At 46.9% G+C, this 21,603-nt stretch carries 14 protein-coding genes and 3 tRNA genes; 5 read left to right on the forward strand and 12 right to left on the reverse strand.

The annotated features are described in order from the left end of the window. Positions 1 to 292: 292 nt before the first annotated feature. The gene (locus FHT67_RS29360; protein WP_167202109.1) at positions 293 to 886 is read right to left on the reverse strand and encodes an SLOG family protein; all 594 of its coding nucleotides are present in this window, start codon (positions 884 to 886) and stop codon (positions 293 to 295) included. 137 nt (positions 887 to 1,023) lie between these two features. Next, positions 1,024 to 5,238: a choice-of-anchor I family protein gene (locus tag FHT67_RS29365; RefSeq protein ID WP_167202110.1), complete on the reverse strand. Its 4,215-nt coding sequence runs from the start codon at positions 5,236 to 5,238 to the stop codon at positions 1,024 to 1,026. A 228-nt stretch (positions 5,239 to 5,466) separates the two neighbouring features. Here FHT67_RS29365 and uraA point away from each other — a divergent pair, with 228 nt between their 5' ends. After that, complete coding sequence (gene uraA / locus FHT67_RS29370; protein WP_127499235.1) at positions 5,467 to 6,774, forward strand: uracil permease; 1,308 nt, start codon at positions 5,467 to 5,469, stop codon at positions 6,772 to 6,774. A gap of 54 nt (positions 6,775 to 6,828) precedes the next feature. Here the strand turns inward: uraA and FHT67_RS29375 are convergent, their stop codons facing one another. The 7 genes from FHT67_RS29375 to FHT67_RS29405 form a co-directional block, all read right to left on the reverse strand. Continuing rightward, positions 6,829 to 8,040, reverse strand: a complete 1,212-nt coding sequence (locus FHT67_RS29375) for a sugar ABC transporter permease (protein ID WP_167202111.1) — start codon at positions 8,038 to 8,040, stop codon at positions 6,829 to 6,831. An 80-nt stretch (positions 8,041 to 8,120) separates the two neighbouring features. Next, complete coding sequence (locus FHT67_RS29380; protein WP_167202112.1) at positions 8,121 to 9,641, reverse strand: sugar ABC transporter ATP-binding protein; 1,521 nt, start codon at positions 9,639 to 9,641, stop codon at positions 8,121 to 8,123. Positions 9,642 to 9,825: 184 nt separating this feature from the next. Continuing rightward, on the reverse strand, positions 9,826 to 10,926 hold the full coding sequence (locus FHT67_RS29385; protein ID WP_167202113.1) for a sugar ABC transporter substrate-binding protein: 1,101 nt from the start codon (positions 10,924 to 10,926) through the stop codon (positions 9,826 to 9,828). Between the two features lie 181 nt (positions 10,927 to 11,107). Further along, positions 11,108 to 12,214, reverse strand: a complete 1,107-nt coding sequence (gene xylF / locus FHT67_RS29390) for a D-xylose ABC transporter substrate-binding protein (protein ID WP_208403711.1) — start codon at positions 12,212 to 12,214, stop codon at positions 11,108 to 11,110. Between the two features lie 27 nt (positions 12,215 to 12,241). After that, on the reverse strand, positions 12,242 to 13,789 hold the full coding sequence (locus tag FHT67_RS29395) for a response regulator (RefSeq protein WP_167202115.1): 1,548 nt from the start codon (positions 13,787 to 13,789) through the stop codon (positions 12,242 to 12,244). 3 nt (positions 13,790 to 13,792) lie between these two features. Continuing rightward, on the reverse strand, positions 13,793 to 15,238 hold the full coding sequence (locus FHT67_RS29400; RefSeq protein WP_167202116.1) for a sensor histidine kinase: 1,446 nt from the start codon (positions 15,236 to 15,238) through the stop codon (positions 13,793 to 13,795). Further along, positions 15,235 to 16,215 (reverse strand): sugar ABC transporter substrate-binding protein, encoded by a 981-nt coding sequence (locus FHT67_RS29405; RefSeq protein ID WP_167202117.1) that lies wholly within the window; start codon positions 16,213 to 16,215, stop codon positions 15,235 to 15,237. The genes FHT67_RS29400 and FHT67_RS29405 overlap by 4 nt, the downstream gene beginning before the upstream one ends. 751 nt (positions 16,216 to 16,966) lie before the next feature. Here FHT67_RS29405 and FHT67_RS29410 point away from each other — a divergent pair. From FHT67_RS29410 to FHT67_RS29425, 4 genes are all read left to right on the forward strand, one after another. Continuing rightward, positions 16,967 to 17,485 (forward strand): MauE/DoxX family redox-associated membrane protein, encoded by a 519-nt coding sequence (locus FHT67_RS29410; RefSeq protein WP_167202118.1) that lies wholly within the window; start codon positions 16,967 to 16,969, stop codon positions 17,483 to 17,485. A gap of 13 nt (positions 17,486 to 17,498) precedes the next feature. After that, a complete protein-coding gene (locus tag FHT67_RS29415) occupies positions 17,499 to 18,041 on the forward strand; it encodes a thioredoxin domain-containing protein (RefSeq protein ID WP_167202119.1) in 543 nt (180 codons plus the stop codon). Between the two features lie 28 nt (positions 18,042 to 18,069). Then, positions 18,070 to 19,878, forward strand: a complete 1,809-nt coding sequence (locus tag FHT67_RS29420) for an ABC transporter ATP-binding protein (protein ID WP_167202120.1) — start codon at positions 18,070 to 18,072, stop codon at positions 19,876 to 19,878. Positions 19,879 to 20,290: 412 nt separating this feature from the next. Further along, a complete protein-coding gene (locus FHT67_RS29425; protein WP_208403713.1) occupies positions 20,291 to 21,088 on the forward strand; it encodes a CPBP family intramembrane glutamic endopeptidase in 798 nt (265 codons plus the stop codon). Positions 21,089 to 21,179: 91 nt separating this feature from the next. Here the strand turns inward: FHT67_RS29425 and FHT67_RS29430 are convergent. From FHT67_RS29430 to FHT67_RS29440, 3 genes are all read right to left on the reverse strand, one after another. Next, positions 21,180 to 21,254 (reverse strand) — tRNA-Gly (locus tag FHT67_RS29430). 6 nt (positions 21,255 to 21,260) lie between these two features. After that, positions 21,261 to 21,335 (reverse strand) — tRNA-Gln (locus FHT67_RS29435). A 26-nt stretch (positions 21,336 to 21,361) separates the two neighbouring features. Beyond that, positions 21,362 to 21,437 (reverse strand) — tRNA-His (locus tag FHT67_RS29440). Positions 21,438 to 21,603 lie beyond the last annotated feature (166 nt).

A 21,603-nucleotide genomic window follows, 5' to 3' on the forward strand; every position in this document is an offset into this window, starting at 1 on the left:
TTGACTTGCTCATTACTTGTTTTATCGCTTTTCCGTTATTTCTAACGGGGCAGTTTCGCTCGTTGTTCAGTTTTCAAAGAACAATTTGTTTTTCGCAACAACGTTTCATATATTATCACGTTGTTCTTTTTCGTGTCAAGCACTTTTTGAAATTGTTTTTCAATCTATCAAACAATCCATTTGCGCTTTTCGTTCCAACCGCTTGTTTCTCTCGGCCGGAATTAGAATATACCATAGGCTTCTATAGCATTGCAAGTCTTTTTTTATAAAAAGTTTAAATATGCTCTATGAACTATTCTATAGGCTCATCATAATTACTCTCATACGTATCTACATACGAATCATAGCTCTCTTCTTCCGCTGCGTTCTGGATATCTTCTGCCGTAATAAGAATCAACTCGTACCCGTCTTCTTGAGGCTTCTTCAGCGCTTTCTCTTTTACGTACTTCGGACTTCCCTCCGCCGCCTCTTCATCATAGAAAAGGAGCAGCCCGTCCGATTTGCGGAACAGCAATTCGTCTCTCGCCTGGAACTGCCAGGGACCGACATAAGGCTGATGGCTCACCGCCCCATAATAATCAACTTTGGCGATAATCTGGCGGTAGTATTCTTTTTTCTCGTCGTTCCATTGCTCTTCGGGATTCATAAAAGCGGTAATAATCGAGAGCTTTAACTGCGGATACAACGATTGAAGCCCAAACGCTACTTCGCATACCCATAGATCAAATCCGTATTGTCCCGGCGTAATGATCCATTCCAGTCCCTCTTCAATTAACGGGATCAGCTTGGCTTCAACCGCTTTTTTAATATAGGGGATATGTTTATGCTTCTGATTAAAGATCTGGAGCTCATGCGCCCGGTACCCGGTTGCAAACAACGTCTTCAAATGGCCACCTCATTTCGTCGTCCATCCAATATAACAGCAATAGGAGGCGGAGCGTCAGAGAATGTACGTTCTGTTTCATCCTTAACAATAAAGAAAAAGCTGCCTCCAACGGAGACAGCTCTTCTTCCGGATAATTCTTATTTGCTCATCAGCTGCATAAATACGGCAAGCATTTTGGCTGTTTCTTCGCGCGTTGCGAAATCTTGCGGCGCGAAGTAAACGCCGGAATGGCCGGCTTTCGTTTTGCCGCTGATGATGCCTGCTTGCTGAACGGCCTTCACCGCTTCCTTCACGCTTGCCTGAATAGCGCTGCCGTCCGCAAAGGTGACCGCCTTCTGGCTGGCCGGTAGATCAAAGTTCATTGCGCCCGCAAAGCGAACCAGCATGGCCGCCATTTCCGCGCGGGTAATAGAAGCCTTCGGATTAAACTTCCCGCCGCCTACTCCGCCGGTAATGCCTTTGTCCGCTGCCCATTGCACAGCCTCGGCATAATAATCGGTCTTGCGGACATCCGAGAACTTGCCTGCTTTATAGGTGCTTAACTGCGCCCCTGCGATACGGGACAGAAGAATCGTAAAGTCTGCTCTCGTAATTCGCGCTTTCGGAGAAAACTGGCTCGAGCTTGTGCCGGAAATAATGCTGCGTGCCGAAAGATACGTAATAGCGTCTTTCGCAAAGCTGGATGTTGCGTCCTTGAAGGACTTCTTGTTGTACGCTACCGCATAACGGGAGAAATGAGTGACATCAAAGCTAACCGTACCCGTAGCAGGGTCATATACACCGGACGGTACGGTTACAAGCTCGCCGTTATCCGAGACGTAATAGATGATAATCGCATTGCGGTCTTCGCTTGCCGCTGGCGTATACGGTACATGAACATGCGCAGTGCCACCGCCAAAGGTAGTAATTGCGCTGCCGTTTGCTTTTACCGCAAAATCAAACACCGGATGGCTGCCCACAGTTTTCAGGAATTCGGTACGCTTAGCTCCAGTTAAGCCTGCACCGGCCGTTACCGCATCGGACTGGCGAACGGTAATCGTAACATCATTATTTTTCGAGGATGCTTCAATAGATGCGATAGCTTTTGCGTCAAAGGATAACGTACCTACTCCCGCTTCAATCGTCAAATTCGTCAGAGCTGCATCTTTGGCGCCAGTGAAGATTCCCTTCTCGAAAACAATTGCCGCTTCTTTTGCTTTGCTGTCCGGTACGGCGGATACCGTCAAGCTGCCTGCTTGGCCGGTTGCCAATTCGCTCTGCAGTTTTTTCAAGGCAGATGTAAATTGGCTGGTTGTCACATTCGCATGCGCCTTACCCGAACCGTCCGTAGTTGCTTCAACCTTCGTCACTACATTCGCGCCGTTAGAACCTTTGTCGATTACAGTTGTACCTCCGCCATTGGATCCGCCGCTGCTTGGTTGATCCGGCGGTGTAACAACGATAGAGCCTGGTGCTACAGTTACGGTGCTTTCCGCTATAGCATATCCGTCCGCACTTGTTGCTTTTATGACGGCCGTACCTGCTTTTACAGGAGTAACCTTGCCATTCTGATCAACCGTCGCAATGCCGGAATCCGAGGAAGACCACGTAACGCTGCTCGAAGCACCGTTTGCAGGCACAACCGTTGCCGTCAATTGGCCGGCAGCTCCGCCCGCTGTAAGAGAGAGGGACTTCTGGGCAATAGACACTTGGGTTACGTTAAGCTGGTAGATGCCTACTTTACCGCCTACTTCGTAAGCAACCAGCACCAATGGCTTTCCGGTCGGGCTGACCGATGCAGGAATAAATTCGATACCCTCCGGACCGGTATCCGTATCCAGATTTACTTTGCCGTCGCTGCCTTTGAACACGCGTGTATTCGTATAGTTCGCAAACTGAGGATGCTCAGGATCCGTAACGTCATAAGTCGCAAAACCGCCCGTACGCTCCAGACCAATAAACGCAAGCTCTCTGTTGCCTACTTTACCTACTTTAATATCTTCCGGCTCCGGACCTTTCTTCACGCTGCGGTCATCCATCGTGATTTTGCTGTTGCTGACGTTGAAGTAATCCGGTACGCGCTGAGCCGTAATCGTTTCGAAATCATTGCCGCTGTCGTAAACCTGATCCATCGAATCCGCATTCCAGATCGAGAACGAACGGCCTCCGTACATGTAAATGCCGTCGTTGCCCATATCGCCCGCCACTTCAATCGCGTCGTAGGCTGTCGTGTCCTTGAGAAGCTTGTAAGCTTCCGAATCAGGATCCAAGCCGCCTTTAAGCGCGCCTACCGTGCTTGCGTTTACGCGGAATTCAGATGCGTCGCCTTCATTGGCCGTTAGAATATAAGTCTTACCGTTCACCGTATAGGAAGCAGCTCCATCAGGCATGTACATGCCTTTAAATGGTACCGTCTCCAGTTGAATAGCGCCATTGGATTGAACATCCAATGCGTTGGCAGGATTATTGTAGTCTTTGAGGCCAAGCGCTTTTACCGCGGTAACTTTATGCGCAGCAATATCAACAATCGCTACGGCGTTATTCTCTTGAAGCGTTACATAAGCAGTCTTGCTGTCAGCCGAAAGCGTAATGTATTCCGGTTCCAGATCGTAGAGCGCATCTTCTTTCGAGCCGCTCGATTTAACCGTATTCGTTACGGGATCCAGCTCGCCGCGGATATGCACGCCGTCTTCAATGACAGCCGGGTCATCGAAGTATGCTTGCGTTGAAATGCCGGTTACCGTATCTACGATGGTAATGCTGCCTTTGGCATCCTGCGTAACAAGGCGCGGCTCGGCTTCATCTGCTGTCAGGACATAACGGCCATCCCCTGTCGTTTTAATCATATCCGGCTGCACGCCCGCTCCGTATTCGGTTACGTAGTTGCCGTCATAATCTAGAACAATAATTTTACCAGGCTTAAGCGGATCCTTCTCTTGCACGGATACGGAAACCCGCTTTGTCGTGTTGTTGATGTCGACGCTAGTCAGATCGCCGTAAACGAAACCGTTTGTCTCCGACAGATCCTTCACCAGAACGGTTTTCTCCTTCGCCAGCGTGCCCGTTGCTTGACCCAAGCTTGCGATCTCGAGACTTGGAGGATTGCCGGAGCCGTTAACCAGATAAAACTTGTTGTTGTCCTTATTGTATTTCACGATCTCGGCAACCCCGCCGTCTTTGTTCGTTACGCCCAGGGAGAAGCTTCCGATCTTCTCAACCGATAGCGTATCGTTCATCTCGCGAAGCGGCTGGCCGATTGTAAGCCAGAACGATTTGGTTCCCGTCGCGGCAGGATTTGCGCTGTCCGTAGCCGTTACCGTAACAAGAGAAGACTTAGCAGCCGCCGTTGGGGTACCGGTAATTTCACCGGTTGTACTATTAAGGGTAAGGCCAGCTGGCAGATTGGTTGCACTGTAAATAAACGGTGCCGTTCCGCCGGTTGCGGCAATCGCGGCCGTATAAGCAGTGCCGATTGTCGCGCCCGCGATTGCGGTTGTTGTAATAGTGACCGGATCAACTTGAGGTGTTTCCGGCATCTCAGGTGTTGTTACTCCCCAAGGTCCAAAAGCGCCATTATGAGGAAGGGTAGCCGCCAGTTCCGTTTCTTTTCCGGCTACATTTAATGCCTCGTAATCAATTTGTTGAAAATCCGATTTATTATTATCCATATCAACAGTAGTCTTGCGGCGAATAGCTTTCTTCTTGGATGTGCCTTCGGTAGAACCTGTCGGGTATGCTGCTTCGTATCCGTCGATGTCACTGCCAGTATCATTACTGCCCGTGCCAACCATATCTACATAACCAGCTGGCTTTGTATTAAACGGATTGGAGTCGGAAGCCGCAAGCTGAGTCTGATTGCTCATCAGAACGACTTTCATGCCTTTGTTATTAAAAAATTGCGTATCCCATGCCTGATCAGCCTTTCCGGTAATGCTGATTTTGGCATCACCTGCGTTTGCAGCCACATTTGCTGTCGCCCCCGTGATTAGGAAAGAGGAATGTGCTTTTATCGTGCCGGTCAAATCAAGCTTCTTCCAGTCTGATGTAATTGCTCCTGTTGTCGCACTGGTACCGCGATCGTTATATTGCAAAGACCATCCGGAGAGATTGATATCGTTATCGGTTTGATTGTAAAGCTCAATAAAGCCGTTAGTGAAATAAACCCCAGTTGAAGCAGCTGTTCCACCACCGTACACCTGATTAATAATAACGTGCGGAACACTGACGTTGTATTCATTAGAAGGATTGTAAGGAGTTCCCGCCACCGGAGTTACGCCGCCATCCGCCATTGCCACGCCAGTCCCCATCAACGCCGCAGCGGCGATTTCGGCAGCAAGGAAAATGGACAAGAAGCGTCTGCTTTTATTGATCATTTATTAGTTTCACTCCCATTTCATAGATTCTACTAAAATTGTAAGGGGGGAATGTTTTCTAAAGGTTAATAGGGAGTTTAAGATATTGTAAACAATTGTTATATTGCATCTTGAATAATCGCATACGGCGCATGGATTAAGAAATGTCTTGCCAAGCAACACTATACTTATGTAAAATCGAGCAAGTTGCGCAAAAGTTTACTTTATGTTATGGAGGGTTACAGCTAGATGAAACCACAAGAAATCGGCGTCCACGAAAGGCCGCCAATGGGCCAAAGCCTCATGCTGAGTATTCAGCATTTGTTCGCGATGTTTGGTTCAACCGTACTTGTTCCAAACCTGCTTGGCGTAGACCCGGCGATTTGTCTTCTGATGAACGGTATCGGCACTCTGCTTTATCTATTTATCGTAAAAGGTAAAATTCCCGCATATCTCGGCTCCAGCTTTGCGTTTATCGCACCGGCAGGAGCGGTTATCGGCAACCACGCTTCCCACTCTGACGGTTATGCCGCAGCGCTTGGCGGATTTATTGCAGCCGGCGTCGTATTCACCGTTGTTGCGCTCATTATCCAAGCAGCGGGTACCGGCTGGATTAACGTGATTTTCCCGCCTGCTGCGATGGGTGCCATTGTAGCGGTTATCGGACTTGAGCTTATTCCTGTTGCAGCCGGCATGGCTGGATGGATCAAAGCGCCAAGCGCACCGGCTGACCAAGTTTGGACACCGGACGGAACAGCCATTACGATCTCCATCGTCACTTTGCTAATTACCGTGCTTGGTTCGGTCCTATTCCGCGGCTTCATGCGTATCATTCCGATTCTGGTCGGTATTGTGTGCGGATATTTGCTTTCCTACTTCCTGGGTTATACAAACTTCGATAATGTATCGGCGAGCAATTGGCTTGCGGCCCCTACATTTACGACGCCAACCTTTGAATGGGCAGCCATTCTGACGATTGTTCCCGCTTCCCTGGTTGTTCTTGCCGAGCATATCGGCCATTTGATCGTAACCGGCAACATTGTCAAAAAGGATCTGTCCAAAGATCCGGGCCTGCACCGTTCTCTGCTCGGCAACGGCATCTCGACCCTGCTGTCCGGCTTCCTGGGTTCTACGCCTAACACCACTTACGGCGAGAATATCGGCGTACTTGCGATTACTCGCGTCTATTCCACCTTTGTGATCGGCGGCGCGGCCGTATTCGCTATTGTGCTGTCGTTCTTCGGCAAGTTCTCGGCATTGATCGCAGGTATTCCCGCTCCGGTTATGGGCGGCGTATCGCTCCTGCTGTTCGGAGTTATTGCGGCTTCCGGTCTCCGGATGCTTGTCGAGTCCAAGATCGACTACAGCAAACCAACCAATCTGTACCTGACAACGGTTGTTCTCGTAACCGGCCTTAGCGGCGCGAAAATTACAATCGGCGACTTCTCCCTCTCCGGGATGGCGCTTGCAACCGTAACGGCGATTATCCTGAGCTTGCTGTTCAAGATCTTCGAAATTACCCGCCTGTCCAATGATTCGGAAGCTTCCGGTCATTAAAACGTAAAAGCCCAGCGGCCTATAAGCCGCTGGGCTTTCTTCATAATACGTATATTAGCTTCTTTTTCTCCGCGTCATCACATCGAAGATTACCGCAATCGCAAGCACGCCGCCGCGAATCATGTATTGGTAAGAGATACCGACCCCCATCAGGTTCATGCCGCTCGAGAGCGAAGCCATTACGATCGCACCGATAATCGAACCGGTAACTTTACCCACGCCGCCTGCTGCCGATACCCCGCCGACATACGCCGCCGCTATCGCGTCAAGCTCGAACAGCGTACCGGCTGTTGTTGTTGCCGACTGCAGACGCGCCGTGAAGAGAATGCCGGATAAAGCGGAGAGCAGACCCATGGAGCCAAACACGATATAGGTAATCTTTTTCACGTTGATCCCGCTCAAATGCGCCGCTTCCGGGTTGCTGCCTACCGCATAAATATGACGGCCAAGCACGGTGCTTGTGGTCAGGAAGTGATAGATCACAACAACCAGCAGCATGATAATAACCGTCCAGGAGAAGCCGTTATAACCTGCGATAATATAAGTAATGTAAGCAATAATCGCGGATACGAAGATGAGCTTTACGGTGAACATGCCCTTGGAGATCACTTCGAATTGGTATTTGATCTTGTTCCGGCGTTTGGAGATTTCAAAATAAATAAAGAGAAGAATAACAAGCACGCCAAGCAGAAGGGATAAGAAATTCAGATCATCCAGCTTGAACCAGGATGGGATGTAGCCATTGCCCAGCGCGTTAAAATGCTCGTCCTTAACGATAATCGTACCGGTCTTCTCGGTTACGCGAAGCAAAGCTCCGCGGAAGATTAACATGCCGGCGAGGGAAGCTACGAAGGACGGGATGCCAAGCGATGCAACCAGCACGCCGTTAAACAAGCCTACAATAATACCGAAAATCAAGATAATCGGGATCGTAAGGTATACGGGGACACCTGCCTGCGAGAGTAGAATAGCGGCAATAGCCCCCAGGAAGCCTGCAGCAAAGCCAACCGACAAGTCGATATGGCGGATTACGATAACAAGCGTCATACCTACCGCAAGCACCGCAATATACCCCGTTGCGTCAAGAAGGTTACTAATATTACGGGAAGACATAAACAAGCCGTCCGTAAGAATCGAGAACGTCAGCATGATCACAAACAAAGCAATGTACATGCCGTACTCGCGAATATTTACTTTCAGCAAGGATTTACCTTCGGTAAGAATGTTTGTCTGGTGTTCCTTTTTGCCCTGAGTGACTAAGTTCATCGGTGATCCTCCTAAAATGAATGGCTGCGCAAATGGTGGTTACACGCCGAATGCGGCAATTCATGCTTCGTAAGCATTATCTATTGCGTTGCAAATTGCATAATATTTTCTTGATTTGCCTCTTCAATCGGAAGCTCCCCTTTAATTGCGCCTTCGGCCATGACATAAATGCGGTCGCTCATGCCTAGAATTTCCCCAAGCTCGGAAGAAATCATAATAATGCTCATTCCCTCCGCAATCAGCTTGTTCATGATCGTATAAATCTCAAACTTGGCGCCAACGTCAATACCGCGTGTCGGCTCATCGAGGATAAGCAGCTGCGGCCCAACAAAAAGCCATTTGCCTAGCGATACCTTCTGCTGATTGCCACCGCTAAGATTGCCCACGATCTGTTCGATGGAAGGAGCCTTAACGTTTAACGAGCTTTTGTAATCGCTGGCGATCCGGATTTCCTTATTATCGTTGATGACGCCTTTCCGGGAGATTCCGTTCAGGTTAGCCGCTGAGATATTATTCTTAATATCCTGAATGAGGAATAACCCGTCGCCTTTCCTGTCCTCGGTTACGTAAGCAATGCCCTCCTTGATTGCATCCTTCGGATGCTTGAGCGATTTGGCGGACCCGTTCACCAAAAGCTCGCCTTGCAGTCTATAAGACTTTGGATTGCCGAAGATGCTGCGAGCAAGCTCCGTCCGTCCCGAGCCCATCAAGCCGGCTATTCCGACGATTTCTCCTTTTTTAACATGCAGGTTTACATTCTTGACGACATGTCTTCCCAATTGAGGATCATAAGCGGACCAGTTCTTCACCTCAAGAATTGTGCTGCCAAACGATTTGCTGTTTCTCTTCGGATAAATATCTTCGATTTCGCGGCCAACCATGTTCCGGATAATATTGTTTTCCGTGATTTCTCCTTTGGACCCGTCCAGGGTGCAAATGGTACGTCCATCGCGAAGCACCGTTGCTTTATCCGCAATCGAGATAACCTCTTTGAGCTTATGGGAGATCATAATGCAGGTAATGCCCTGCTTCTTCAGCTCCCGGAGCAGTTCAAGAAGGTTCTCGCTGTCATTCTCGTTCAAAGCTGCCGTTGGTTCGTCCAGAATGAGCAGCTTTACGTTTTTGCTTAATGCCTTGGCGATCTCGACCAGCTGCTGCTTGCCGACGCCTAGTTCTTTAATCAGAACTTCTGGGTTTACATTTAGGCCAACCCTCTGAAGCATTTTCTGTGCTTCGACAATCGTCTTGTTCCAATCCACCACCGAGCCGCGTTTGATCTCGTTGCCAGCAAAAATATTCTCGTAAACCGTAAGATCCGGGAACAGTGCAAGCTCCTGATAGATAATGGCTATGCCCGCTTTAACGCTGTCGCTGATTTTGTTGAAGGCTTGAATATCGTCTTCGAACACAATATCGCCTTTGTAGGTGCCATAGGGATAAACGCCGCTCAGAACCTTCATCAGGGTTGATTTACCGGCTCCGTTCTCGCCGATGAGACAATGAATTTCACCCTTCTCCACCTTGAAGTTTACGTCCGAGAGCGCTTTGACTCCTGTAAATTCCTTCGAGATATTGTTCATCTCCAAAATGTAGTTGCTCATCACTATGCACTCCTAAAAGAATTTTCGCGTTCTTTGCGATAATTCTTACTTCGTAAGGATTTCCTTAAGCAAACAACTCTACAAGTAAGGAATAGCGATAGACGAATCTATCACTATTCCCAAAATGAATTGCAAAGCAATTCATACTTCGTAAGCATAAGCTTTGCGCTTTATTCGTTTACGATTACAGACCTGTGAAATCGCCAGATGCGTAGTAACCCGAATCGATCAGTTCCTTCTTCACGTTGTCTTTGTTCACGACAATTACGTTGGTTTGTTTGGCTTTTACTTCAATTTTGCCATTGTTATACGAACCATTTGTTGCAGGGTCTTTGCCGTCCAGAATGTCTACAGCCGTTCCCATTGCATCTTTAACGAGTGTACGAACGTCTTTGAATACCGTCATCGATTGTTTCCCGTCGATTACGTATTGGACTGAAGCCTTCTCGGCATCTTGACCCGTTACCACATAGCTTGTTACAGCGCTGTCAGCTGCAAATACGTCAGCGATCGAACGTGCAGTACCGTCGTTTGGAGCAAGGATGGCTACATCGCCTTTCATATCAGCGCTTGCTGCAGTCAAGTGAGTTTGAGCTTTGTTTTTCGCTTCGTTAGGATCCCAGTTCGTTGTTACCTGGCCGATAATTTTGCTCAGCTGATCACGAGACAGGTCTTTTGTATCTTTCAGAGCTTCAGCTTCGCTGGAGTTAGCGATTTTGAATGTGCCGTCAGCGATTTTTGGCTGCAGTACGCTCCAAGCGGCTTGGAAGAACAGGAATGCGTTGTTATCGGATGCTGCACCTGTGTACAGATACAATGGCATATTGGAGCCTTTAGCATTGTCAACCAGATATTGAGCTTGAGCTGCACCTACTGCTACGTTGTCAAATGTAACGTAGTAGTCAACTGCGTCTGTATTCGTGATCAAACGGTCATAGGAGATCACTGTGATGCCTTCATCTTTCGCAGCTTTTACTGATGCAGCAGCCGCGTCGCCGTCTTGAGGACTGATAATAAGAACTTTGATGCCTTTATTAATCAATGTTTCTACGTTTTCTTTTTCTTTCGCAGAAGAGCCTTGGCTGAACAGAATTTCCGTTGTATATTTGGAGCCTTTCAGCGCATCCTTGAAGCGCTGTTCGTCTTGAACCCATCTTGGTTCGTCTTTCGTCGGAAGAACGATGCCAACGCTGACTTTGCTGTCGCCTTTACCGCAAGCCGCAACCAAAGCCGTGAGCAGCAGAACAACCATTAAAAGCGCAAACGATTTGAAGCCTTTTTTCATCTTCGTTACCCCTCCAATAATGTCTTTGTTCCTTACACGATCAACTATAGCACGGGCAACTTCCAATGAAAGCGCTGTTATATAGCACTCTTTTATAACCGCCTAGACTTTTTTAAATTGCCGGAGCCGCAGGCAAAAAAATAAAGACTAACCAGTCGAAACTGGCTAGTCTTATCGGCTCTTACTTCTTATCGACGTTCTTATAGACGTCTTCGCGGGAATGGAATCCATCGGCAATAATCGTCTTGTCAATATTGGATTTGTCTACGGCGATCGGGGACAGCAGCACGGAAGGCACTTCGATTTTGCCATTATTCACGGTCCGGTCCGCACCGGTATCCTCGCCTTTCGCCAGCTTGACGGCAAGCTCGGCGGCTTTGTCGGCCAGCAGCTTGATCGGCTTATACACGGTCATCGTCTGCGTTCCTTCCACAATCCGCTGCGCGGCAGCAAGCTCCGCATCCTGGCCGGCTACGGGGAGCTTGCCCGCCAGTCCTTGCCCCGCTAACGCCTGAACGACACCACCCGCCGTAGCGTCGTTCGCCGCAATAACCGCATCAATCTCATTGTTATTCGCTTCAAGCGCATCCTTCATGTTGGCCAGGGCATTCACCGGGGTCCAATCCTTCGTCCATTGATCGTATACAACCGTAATATCCCCGCCGTCGATAAAAGGCTGCAAAACATTAAATACGCCCTGTTTGAACAGATGCGCGTTATTGTCCGTATCGGCGCCGCCGATGTAAACAAACTTGCCCTTCGGCACAAGCCTGGTAATCGCTTCGGCCTGCAGCTCCCCTACCGCTTCGTTGTCAAAGGATACGTACAAATCCACGTCGGCGTTTTTTATGAGACGGTCATACGCAAGCACTTTAATGCCCGCCGAGTGCGCCTTCTTTACGATGGCAGCCGTCGCGTCCGCGTTATGAGGAATAACGACCAGAATATCTACCCCCTGGCTGATCAATGCTTCCGCTTGGGAAATTTGTTTGGCATCATTCCCGTTAGCGGCAATAATCTCCACGTCCGCGCCAAGCGCCTCGCAGGCCTCGCGGAACAAATCCCTGTCCTTCAGCCAGCGTTCCTCCAGAAGCGTATCCATCGAGAAGCCGATCTTAATTTTTTTGTTTAATTGATCGGAAGGAGCTGTCGTGGCCTCAGGCTGTTTATTGTTATGGTTCTCAGCCGTTGACCCGCCGCTATTGCTGTCGCAAGCCGACAAGAGGAAGCAGACGATTAGAACGGCAATGAACAGAATTGACCTTCTCCTTGCGAAGCCTAGTTTCATTTGCTTCTCTTCCTTCATCCCAAATTTTTAGCTCGTGGCCGATTTGCCAAGGAGTGTCTTGCGGTATTCCGTCGGAGAGACCTCGCACATTTTTTTGAATACCTTGCTGAAGTAATTCGGATCATGATAGCCAACCATATAAGTAATTTCCTTTAAGCTCCGCTCGGGATCGCCCATCAGTTTAATCGCTTTCTTAATGCGGCATTCGGTCAGAAAATCGATATAGTTAACGCCAAGCTGCTCTTTAAACATTTTGCTGATATAAAAAGGACTTAAGCCAACCATTCGACCGATCGCTTCCAGCGATATATCCTCATGGGAATGGTCCGTAACATACTGCCTGATCCGTTGAATCGCATCCGGCTCGATCAGTTCGTGATGCTCCGTATACGATTGTCTCATCCGCTCCAGCAGAAGCTCGGCCTCCGCCCTAAGCTGCCTGTAATCCTGTGCCTGGAAGGAGAACATCGGCGTATCAATCTCGATGCCCATCTCAAGCAGTACGCGGGAAGCAATCCACAGGAGCTCGAGTACGCGCTGCTGGGTGTGCACGAGGTTTGCCCCTTCATTTTCATAACGACGGATAAAATCCGTCAAATCATTGCGGACCTGCTCCCATTGGCCAAGCCTGATCCGGTCGAACAACTGCTGCTCGAGCTGCTTGACCGGATAGCCGTCCCGCGTAACGCCAAGAACAGGGGTATCCTCGTAAAACCGGTATTTGACCGGAAGCGACGGATCAATCGAAGCCATCAAGGCCTCCTGGTACGACTGCCGGATCTGATCAAGCGACTCATACACGCCGCCGATCCCCACGAACCAGCCGTCATGGCCGTCTGCCTTCGCCACGGCGAGCAGCTCCCGCGCCATGGTCACAGCTTGGGAACGGTAAGACCTGTCTGCCTCCGGAAACACGATGATCGGAATTTGCCGCCCGTACATCGCGCCAACCCAGCCGCTTCCCATTTTTCGAACCTTGTCTTTAATCACGGTATAACAGCTTTCTGCACCTGGAGGAAGCAATACGTTCATCGCGTACTTCTCGTTTGCCGTATGAACGCCAAGGAGGCCTACCAGCTCATCCAGATGCACTTCATGAACATGGTCGAACAATAATTGCGTAACGATATCCGTCTCGATAATCGGCAATACTCTCTCGAAGGCCGTGCGCTGAAGCTCGGTTGTCTCTACGGTCTTCCGCTCCTCTTCAATGAGATGGAGAACCCGCTGCACGGTTGTTACGATCTCCGAAGCTTTGCTCGGCTTGAGGAGATAGTCCTTGACGCCTAGCTTGATGGCTTTACGCGCGTAGTCAAACGTATCGTAAGCCGTGACCATAATGAATTTGATCGTTGGCTGGCTGGCACTGATTATCTCTACCGCTTCAAGTCCGTTAATTCCCGGCATTTTCACATCCATTAAGATCAAGTCGGGACGGAACTCCTCCGCCAGCTGTACCGCTAAATTCCCATTCTTCGCCTGTTCAATGATAATGTCCGGCAATCCATGCTGGAGGATGGCCTTTAGCCCTTCGCGTTCAATCTGCTCGTCATCCACAATCAACAGCTTATACATGCTTTAACCGGCCTCCCTTTCCTTCGGCAGCTTCAATATCACTTTCGTTCCTTTGCCCACTTCACTCTGAATGGCCATAACATCCTCCCGGCCGTAATACAGGCGCAGCCGATTAATTACATTGCCGAAGCCGATGCCCGTCGAATGCCCGTCGCCCTCCTGGCTGGCAAAACGGTCCTCTATGATGTGAGAGATCTTCTCTTCCGATATGCCGCTGCCTTCGTCTTCAATCTCGATCCTGATCTCCTGGCCCTCGTCCCGGACCCGGAACGTAATCATGCCGCCCTCTTCAAGCGGCTCTATGGCATGAATGACGGCATTCTCGATAATCGGCTGAATCGTAAGCCCAGGAATCTGGACATACAGGCAATCTTCATCCACTTCTTCCACAAAGCGCAGCCGTTCCGTAAACCTTGTTTTCTGGATAAAAATATATTCGCGCAGAACACGGACTTCCTCATAGAGCGTAACCGGCCTGTCTAGCCGCTTAAGATTGTAGCGGAGCAGTTTTGCCACGCTGGTCAGAAGATCGCTTGTTTCCAGCGAGCCTTCCAAATAAGCCTTTTTCGATAACGTATCCAGGGTATTGAACAAGAAATGCGGATTGATCTGACTTTGCAGGCTTCTCAGCTGGCTCTCCTGCAAGAGCAGCTTATTCTTCTGCAGCTCGCTCTCGAGCTGCGCTTTCGTCTGAATCTCGGAGATCAGATTGTTAATGTTGATTCTCATGCGGTCAAAGGTCTTGGCCAGGAACGAAATCTCGTCATTGGCGTAAATTTCGATATGGGTATCGAATCTTCCCCGCGACAGCTCGCGGGCCGCTTGGGTAAGGCGCTGGATCGGACGCGTGATGCTGAGCGAGAACCAATAGGTGAAAAGCAAGAGGAGGAAAGTGATCAGCGCCAGCATCCATACTCCAAGCTTCTTCAGCTCCACAGACTGCATAATCATGCCGCGGTAGAACTGGTCGTACGTCTGCAGCTCGGTACCGAGCAGCGTTAGCGTCATCTCCGAAATATACTTCGACAATCGCGTTGCTTCCGTAAAATCATTCAGCGCTTCTTCGTTGTTCTTCTCGTTCAGAAGCCGGATGGACCGGTTCGTGGAGTCAACCAGACTGTCGATCAGATTCAAATAATTGGTTAGGGTAAAATGATTGCTGTTGTTGCGCAGATCCGCGATATGCAGCTGCGCGTTCAGCAGTCGCTGCCGATCCCCCTCGACATTCGAAAGCTTCGAAGGCGTTGGCGTTTGTATGTAGTTGTTAAGCGAAGTGACCAGCTTCTGGCTGGACGCGCTTACCTCGTTCATTTGCAGGTAGCGCTGCAAGATGTCATTGTATTGATCCTGCATTTTCTGATTGTAGTACGTGAGAATAAACCAGATGGCGACCATAATAAACAAAACGATAGCGGTTAGCGACAAAATCTTTTTTTGGACTGTATTCATTGGACTTCATCCGCCTTAAGGAGCCGAATATCCGTATAATAACCGTCATAGTTAAGCGGGAATGTATCGCCTTTCAGCCACTGCACCATCAGCTGTACCCCAAGCTCGCCCATCATTTCCGGGGACTGCTCGATAATGCCGCTCATCTTCTTCTCCTTCAGCAAGGTCTTGATTTCCGGGCTGTCGTCAAAGGAGTAAATGTGGAACTTGCTCAGCTGCGCGCGCTTGCCAATCTCCTGCACCATCGCGCTGGCATTGTTTGCCGTAACCGATACGAAAGCAGCTACATTCGGCTCTTTATTCATAATTTCGTTCGTAGCCGTAACAACCTTTTCCCTCGTATCCCCTGCTACTACCGTAATAGGTTCTATGTCCGGATAGAACTTCAGGATGTTAAGGATGCCGTTAAGCCGCTTGCTCTGAAAATCCTCCTGGCGATCCGAGACCATAAGCACAACCTTGCCTTTTTGGCCAAGATCCTCAGCCAATTGCGTGCCTATCATTTGGCCTGCCTTATAATGATCCGATCCGATGTAGGTCCGCCTTAAGCTGTCTTCAATCGGTACGTCGTTCGCAATCGTGAAGATCGGTATCCCGTTCCCGGCAGCCTTAACCGTTGCCAATTGATTAAACTCATCCGTATTAAGTCCCTGTACAAGAATGCCGTCTACCTTGGAGGCGATCGCAATCTCCATATTTTTCAGAAAATCCTCCTGATTGGTTCCGTAGCTGCCCCATACCTCAAGCTCGGCTCCATACTTGGAGGCGGCTTTGGATGCCCCGTTCTCCACCTTATCCCAAAACGGCGTGTCCATTTCTTGCGTAATCAGGATGAGACGGTATCCGGATTTATTCGCGCTGCCTACATCGGCAGGAGCTGACAAATTATAGTGAAATACATGAATAAAGGAAGAGAGAGTAAACCCAAGCAATACCAGGCAGACAGCAGATAACAGGACAATGACGAGTTTCCTCATTTGTCGGCTCCTTTATCAAAAAACACTCTACTATAAGCGCTTCCAATTCTAGTTTTCCTCATCATAGCACAATAAACCTAGTCAATAAATGTAATTTTTTCATCAGAAAAAATAGATAATAAAAGAAAACGAATATACAATTTTGTATCACTTTAAGATGAATATATAATTTTCAGGATTGTGAAATCTATTAAGAAACTAATTACCAAGCATTGATGGCCATTTGAACATATTCAGCAGCAAAGTGGAAATCTTAGCACGCAGGGATTTTTGCAATGTTACTCCTGATGAACATATCTGGTTTTTTGTGATCTGAGTTGCAGGCGTTATCTAGCTTTCTTCTACATCAGATCAACGTTGAAAAAAATAACTATATTTAAATTATTTACTTTTATACTCTATTAAAACAAAAAAATACTATAAAATATAAATAATTGCTATTGAAGTTCCAGTTGCTGGGGTGATAGAGTGAAATTGTAATTTAAATAAAAAATCATGGATTGGAGGTGAAATATATGGCGACTAAAATTGGTGAAGCTTGCACTTCTTCTGTTTGTAAGTATGAAACAGCATCAATTTATAAATATTGGTTTAAACAGTTTTACTCTGATGGTACAGTAATTCAGACTTGCGGTTGTTTGTAGAATCATAGTTAAAATCAAGTATCTAACAATCGAGAGGATAGGGACATTCCCTGTCCTTTCGTTATTTTTGTGAATTTTAATACCTCGTAATGGAAAGGGGAAATTAGGTGATTTATTTAGGTTTTATCCAGCTGTTTATAGCCACACTTTTCTTAATATCGTCTTTATATAAATGGATCAATTTAGGGGAGTTTCGCACAACGATGAAAGAATTGAAGATTCCAAAACCGCTTATTCCATTTGGTGTTTTTGGTGTTCCTTTGGCAGAATTAGTTGTATCTGTTTCCTTCGTAATCGATCGTTATACTTTCCCAGCGGAACTGCTACTGTTTGCGTTGTTGATTTCCTTTGGCTGGTCAGTCTATCGTGCGAGAGGTAAACATTTAGAATGTAACTGCTTCGGTAGCATATCTGAAGAGGAATTCGGCAAAACAACGGTGGGACGCATCGTTGTATTTTTCGTATTGGGGATCCTGCTCTTTGTTAATCGTAATATTCAACATCTCGCCACATTTACACTCCAAATGTTTCTGATTTCTATAATCACAAGTCTTGGCATTTTTGCGGCTTATTTAACTGCTATGGTCCTGTATCAATTTAAACAGTCAGCTGTTAAAACGAATTAAAGGGGTGTCTTTCTTGACGAATTTGTTCATACTTTCTTATGTAATTCTATGGGGTGTCGTTTTCCTGCTTGTGTATACTTTAATTAGTGTAATGAAAAAACAGGTGGTGAAAGAAGTAGCAGGCTCCGATATAGGCTTGGATATCGGAACCAAATTTCCAATTGAGAAGGCACTTACAATTGATAACAAGGATATGACTATTTTTCAGGCTAAATCGGAAGCATCCATTGTGTTGTTAGCGTCTGTTTGGTGCGAAATGTGCAAAAATGTGTTGCCGCTGTTTTTATCTGTCGCTAAGCAGAATCCCCAATATCAATTTTCGGTTATGATGCTGGGAAGTGTGGAAGATATCCGTCAATGTGTACTTGATTTCGGTATCTCCCTTCCTGTCAAGCAAGCCGATAAATTTGAGGACTTGCAGACTTCGCTCATTCCTTTTGTCTATGCACTAGATGGAGATGGACATGTTTTAGCCAAAGGAATCATCAATACAGAAGAGCATTTGCAAGTGCTTTTAACCATTGCGAAAAAGACGAAACGTAAATATGTGGCATAATTCTTCACTATGGAGAAAGAGGAAAAACATGGATCTTAATATTTCACGTAGGAATTCAGAAGTAATTAGGAATTTGTTTGTCCATATTCTTCCCTTACTATGGCAAACTGCGCCACGTTTATTGATTGTTTCAATTTTTATGCGTATTGTTCAGGCGACGGTTCCAACTGCACAGATTTTGTTGACCAAAGAAATGATAGATGAAGCGGCTCGATTAATTGGGAAACAAGCAGGCTCCGTCATACCTATGCTGTTATGGGTTGGGCTCCAGGCTGTCTTGTTTGCGGTTGATTTATCCTGCCTTTCCTTAGGCAAACTACTGATAGCCAAAACTCAATTAAAAGCCAATTATGAATTAGAGAAGATGATTGCACGGAAATGTTCGCGTTTATCCCTTATTCACTATGACCAACCTGCTTACTATGATCAATTGCAGCGAGTAACACAAGGGATGGCTTACAGGGGTCTTCACATTGTCGAAAACTTTTTCTCGTTACTGCAAAATATGCTTACAATCAGCACATATCTAATACTTTTATCTAGTCTACATTATTCATTAGCCGGTGGTATGCTACTGCTCATTATTCCTTCCTTGATTGTGAACTTGAAAATGGGACACAAAAAATTCGCCCAAATAATGATGCAAACACCAACGGTCCGTAAGGTTGAGTATTTTATGAAACTCATGACTGGTAAGGAAGCTTCAAAGGAACTACGCATTTTTCGGCTTTTCCCTTATTTGCAGATGCGTTGGTCATCCCTTTATTGGCAAAATGGGAATGAGAAGATTGTGCTCGAGAAGCAAATTCTACAAACGAACTTTTTGACGGATATGTCTACCCACTTAGTTACGCTATGCTCTACCACAATTCTAGTGATTATTGCCATGCAGGGACATTTAACTCTTGGATTTTTTGTAGCGCTGACTCAGGCATTGAGTTCCACACAGCATAGTATCATGATCATCGCTTTTCATTTGTCTCAGGTATTTGAGGAATCTCTATTTATAAGCGAGTTATTTGATTTTTTGAACCGACCGGAACCTGTGGAACAACAAAGGAACAGCGTGGCATTTCCACTTCAGAAGGGGATTACTGTGGACAAGCTTTCCTTCCGTTTTCCAAATTCCCATCAGCCTGTCTTGAAAAACATTAGTTTTCACATTCGTCCTGGGCAAAAAGTAGCAATAGTCGGAAACAACGGAGCTGGTAAAAGCACTTTGATTAAATGTTTGCTTGGATTATATGAGCCAGAAAATGGCGCTGTTTTGTACGATGGAGTTAACGTGATGGAGATCGATGGGATTGAAAAGCACATCAGTGCGGTATTCCAGGATTTTGTCAATTACCAGCTTAGTGCAAAAGAAAATATAGGGTTTGGGAATATAGATCAGATGGATGATTTATCTCAAATCGAAATCGCCGCCAACAAGTCAGGGGCTAACGCCTTTATTCAGGTTTTGCCTGAACGCTTCGAAACTCTGCTTGGCCGAGAGTTTATGGATAGTCATGAACTGTCATTCGGACAATGGCAGAAAATCGCATTGAGCCGCGCCTTTTTCAAGAAAGCCGATATTATTGTGTTGGATGAACCAACTGCCGCATTGGACCCTATAGCTGAAGCATTACTGTTTGAACGTTTTTCCCAGTTGGCTGAAGGAAACACAACTTTTATGATATCCCATCGTCTAGGTAGTTGCAGGGACGCGGATGTGATTCTAGTACTTTCCAACGGTGAACTAGTTGAGCATGGCAATCACGATGTACTAATGAGCTTGCAAGGTACATATGCCCAAATGTTTAATTTGCAAGCCAAATGGTACGAGAAAGCGGGCTGAACCCTGTGTTCAATCCGTTTTTTGTTGTTAATATGGGCTTCTTGATACCACTATAGATTTTACCTAAGTCGTAACTTTATGTTATTTAGTTTCACTTAATGAAACGTTAAGTCAGACGTGACTCTGGAATATAATAAAATTAACTGATAGCGCAATGGAACGAGCTTTGGAGAAACTGCATTATTCTACCGAACAGGTATAGTTCCCTCATTTTAGCACAATAAATATGTAAATAAATACAAAACTTTATTCATAAAGAATTGACATTAAAATAATCTGAAAGCTATAATTTTATAGCAGTATTGGATTTATATGGTATTTTAAATTATGAAAACGGATGGTGGTTCTGATTAAAAAGTTTTTTAGCGTGGCGGGCAAAATTGTATTAAGCGGGTTAATCCCTATTGGAATTATGATTATTGTGGGTATCGGTTACGCCATCTACACTGCCGCAACTGGCGCCGATATCGATGAGGTCACTAAGGTTGGAGAGGCGCGCTGGACGCAATACCTGCAGACGGTACTATTTATCGGGTCAGCCCTTGCCATGTATGGGTGGTTTGAACGCAAGCGCAAGTGGCCGCTGGGACTAAAGCAAAAGCATGGAGTAGACCGCGGTCTTCAGGGCTTTTTTGCAGGAATTCTCCTTATGACCTTCTCTGCCATTCTGATTTGGGCAGCAGGCGGAGTTAGCTGGGAAGCCTCGAAATGGAACCAGACCTTAATCCTCTCCTTGCTTGAGGGCATTATTTTATACATATTTGTCGCCTTATCGGAAGAGTTATTCACACGTGGATACATTCAGGGACTTATTAAATATCATTATGGAACACCGGCTGCCATTATCGTAAGCTCGGTTATTTTTGCACTTATGCACAGTATGAATCCGAATATGTATGAGACGCCGTTTCCGTTCATCAATATTTGTCTGGCAGGCATCCTCTTCTCGATAGCAAGGGAGCTGACCGGAGGCTTGTGGTGGCCAATTGGTCTTCATATGAGCTGGAACTTCTTCCAAGGCTATGTATACGGCTTTCAAGTATCCGGAACGGAGCCAGTACCGGCCGTTCTTCAGGTAACAGACAACGGCCCTATCCAGCTGTCAGGCGGAGAGTTTGGCGCAGAAGGAAGCTATATGGCCTCTCTTGTCCTTATCCTCGGAATAATTGCCGTCTACTTCCTTTATAGAAGAAAAAATAAAACTCATTAACGCCTCTAAACGCTGACCGTGTGTCAGCGTTTTTTGTGTGCAAAAATAAAAAAGACTACTTCGTATCTGAAGTAATCCTGTGATTGTTATATGGAGCGGAAGACGGGAATCGAACCCGCGACCCTCGCCTTGGCAAGGCGATGCTCTACCGCTGAGCCACTTCCGCGTAAAATGGCTGGGGATCAAGGATTCGAACCTTGGAGTGACGGAGTCAAAGTCCGTTGCCTTACCGCTTGGCTAATCCCCAACGCTTTTATGTAGTTAAAAAAAAAATGGGGCGATCGATGGGACTTGAACCCACGAATGCCGGAGCCACAGACCGGTGCGTTAACCCCTTCGCCACGACCGCCATATAAATCGGTGTAATTTACACCTTGAAAACTGAATGCGAAAGTTTGAATTCCTTAAGTTTCTTGCGGAGTCCCCGAAAAGTAATCGGAATAAGCTGCAACGCTTAACTTCACTTTTTGGGGGTTGTTTTAGGATAAGCCCTCGACCGATTAGTATTCGTCAGC

The sequence above is a fragment of the Paenibacillus sp. BK720 genome (assembly GCF_011761545.1).
Lineage (GTDB): Bacteria > Bacillota > Bacilli > Paenibacillales > Paenibacillaceae > Pristimantibacillus.

Excerpts from the sequence above, each read along its gene's own strand:
- xylF (WP_208403711.1), bottom strand. The coding sequence starts at position 12,214 with ATGAAACTAGGCTTCGCAAGGAGAAGGTCAATTCTGTTCATTGCCGTT.
- FHT67_RS29400 (WP_167202116.1), bottom strand. The coding sequence starts at position 15,238 with ATGAATACAGTCCAAAAAAAGATTTTGTCGCTAACCGCTATCGTTTTG.
- FHT67_RS29365 (WP_167202110.1), bottom strand. The coding sequence starts at position 5,238 with ATGATCAATAAAAGCAGACGCTTCTTGTCCATTTTCCTTGCTGCCGAA.
- uraA (WP_127499235.1), top strand. The coding sequence starts at position 5,467 with ATGAAACCACAAGAAATCGGCGTCCACGAAAGGCCGCCAATGGGCCAA.
- FHT67_RS29395 (WP_167202115.1), bottom strand. The coding sequence starts at position 13,789 with ATGTATAAGCTGTTGATTGTGGATGACGAGCAGATTGAACGCGAAGGG.
- FHT67_RS29425 (WP_208403713.1), top strand. The coding sequence starts at position 20,291 with ATGATTATTGTGGGTATCGGTTACGCCATCTACACTGCCGCAACTGGC.
- FHT67_RS29380 (WP_167202112.1), bottom strand. The coding sequence starts at position 9,641 with ATGAGCAACTACATTTTGGAGATGAACAATATCTCGAAGGAATTTACA.
- FHT67_RS29405 (WP_167202117.1), bottom strand. The coding sequence starts at position 16,215 with ATGAGGAAACTCGTCATTGTCCTGTTATCTGCTGTCTGCCTGGTATTG.
- FHT67_RS29420 (WP_167202120.1), top strand. The coding sequence starts at position 18,070 with ATGGATCTTAATATTTCACGTAGGAATTCAGAAGTAATTAGGAATTTG.
- FHT67_RS29375 (WP_167202111.1), bottom strand. The coding sequence starts at position 8,040 with ATGAACTTAGTCACTCAGGGCAAAAAGGAACACCAGACAAACATTCTT.
- FHT67_RS29385 (WP_167202113.1), bottom strand. The coding sequence starts at position 10,926 with ATGAAAAAAGGCTTCAAATCGTTTGCGCTTTTAATGGTTGTTCTGCTG.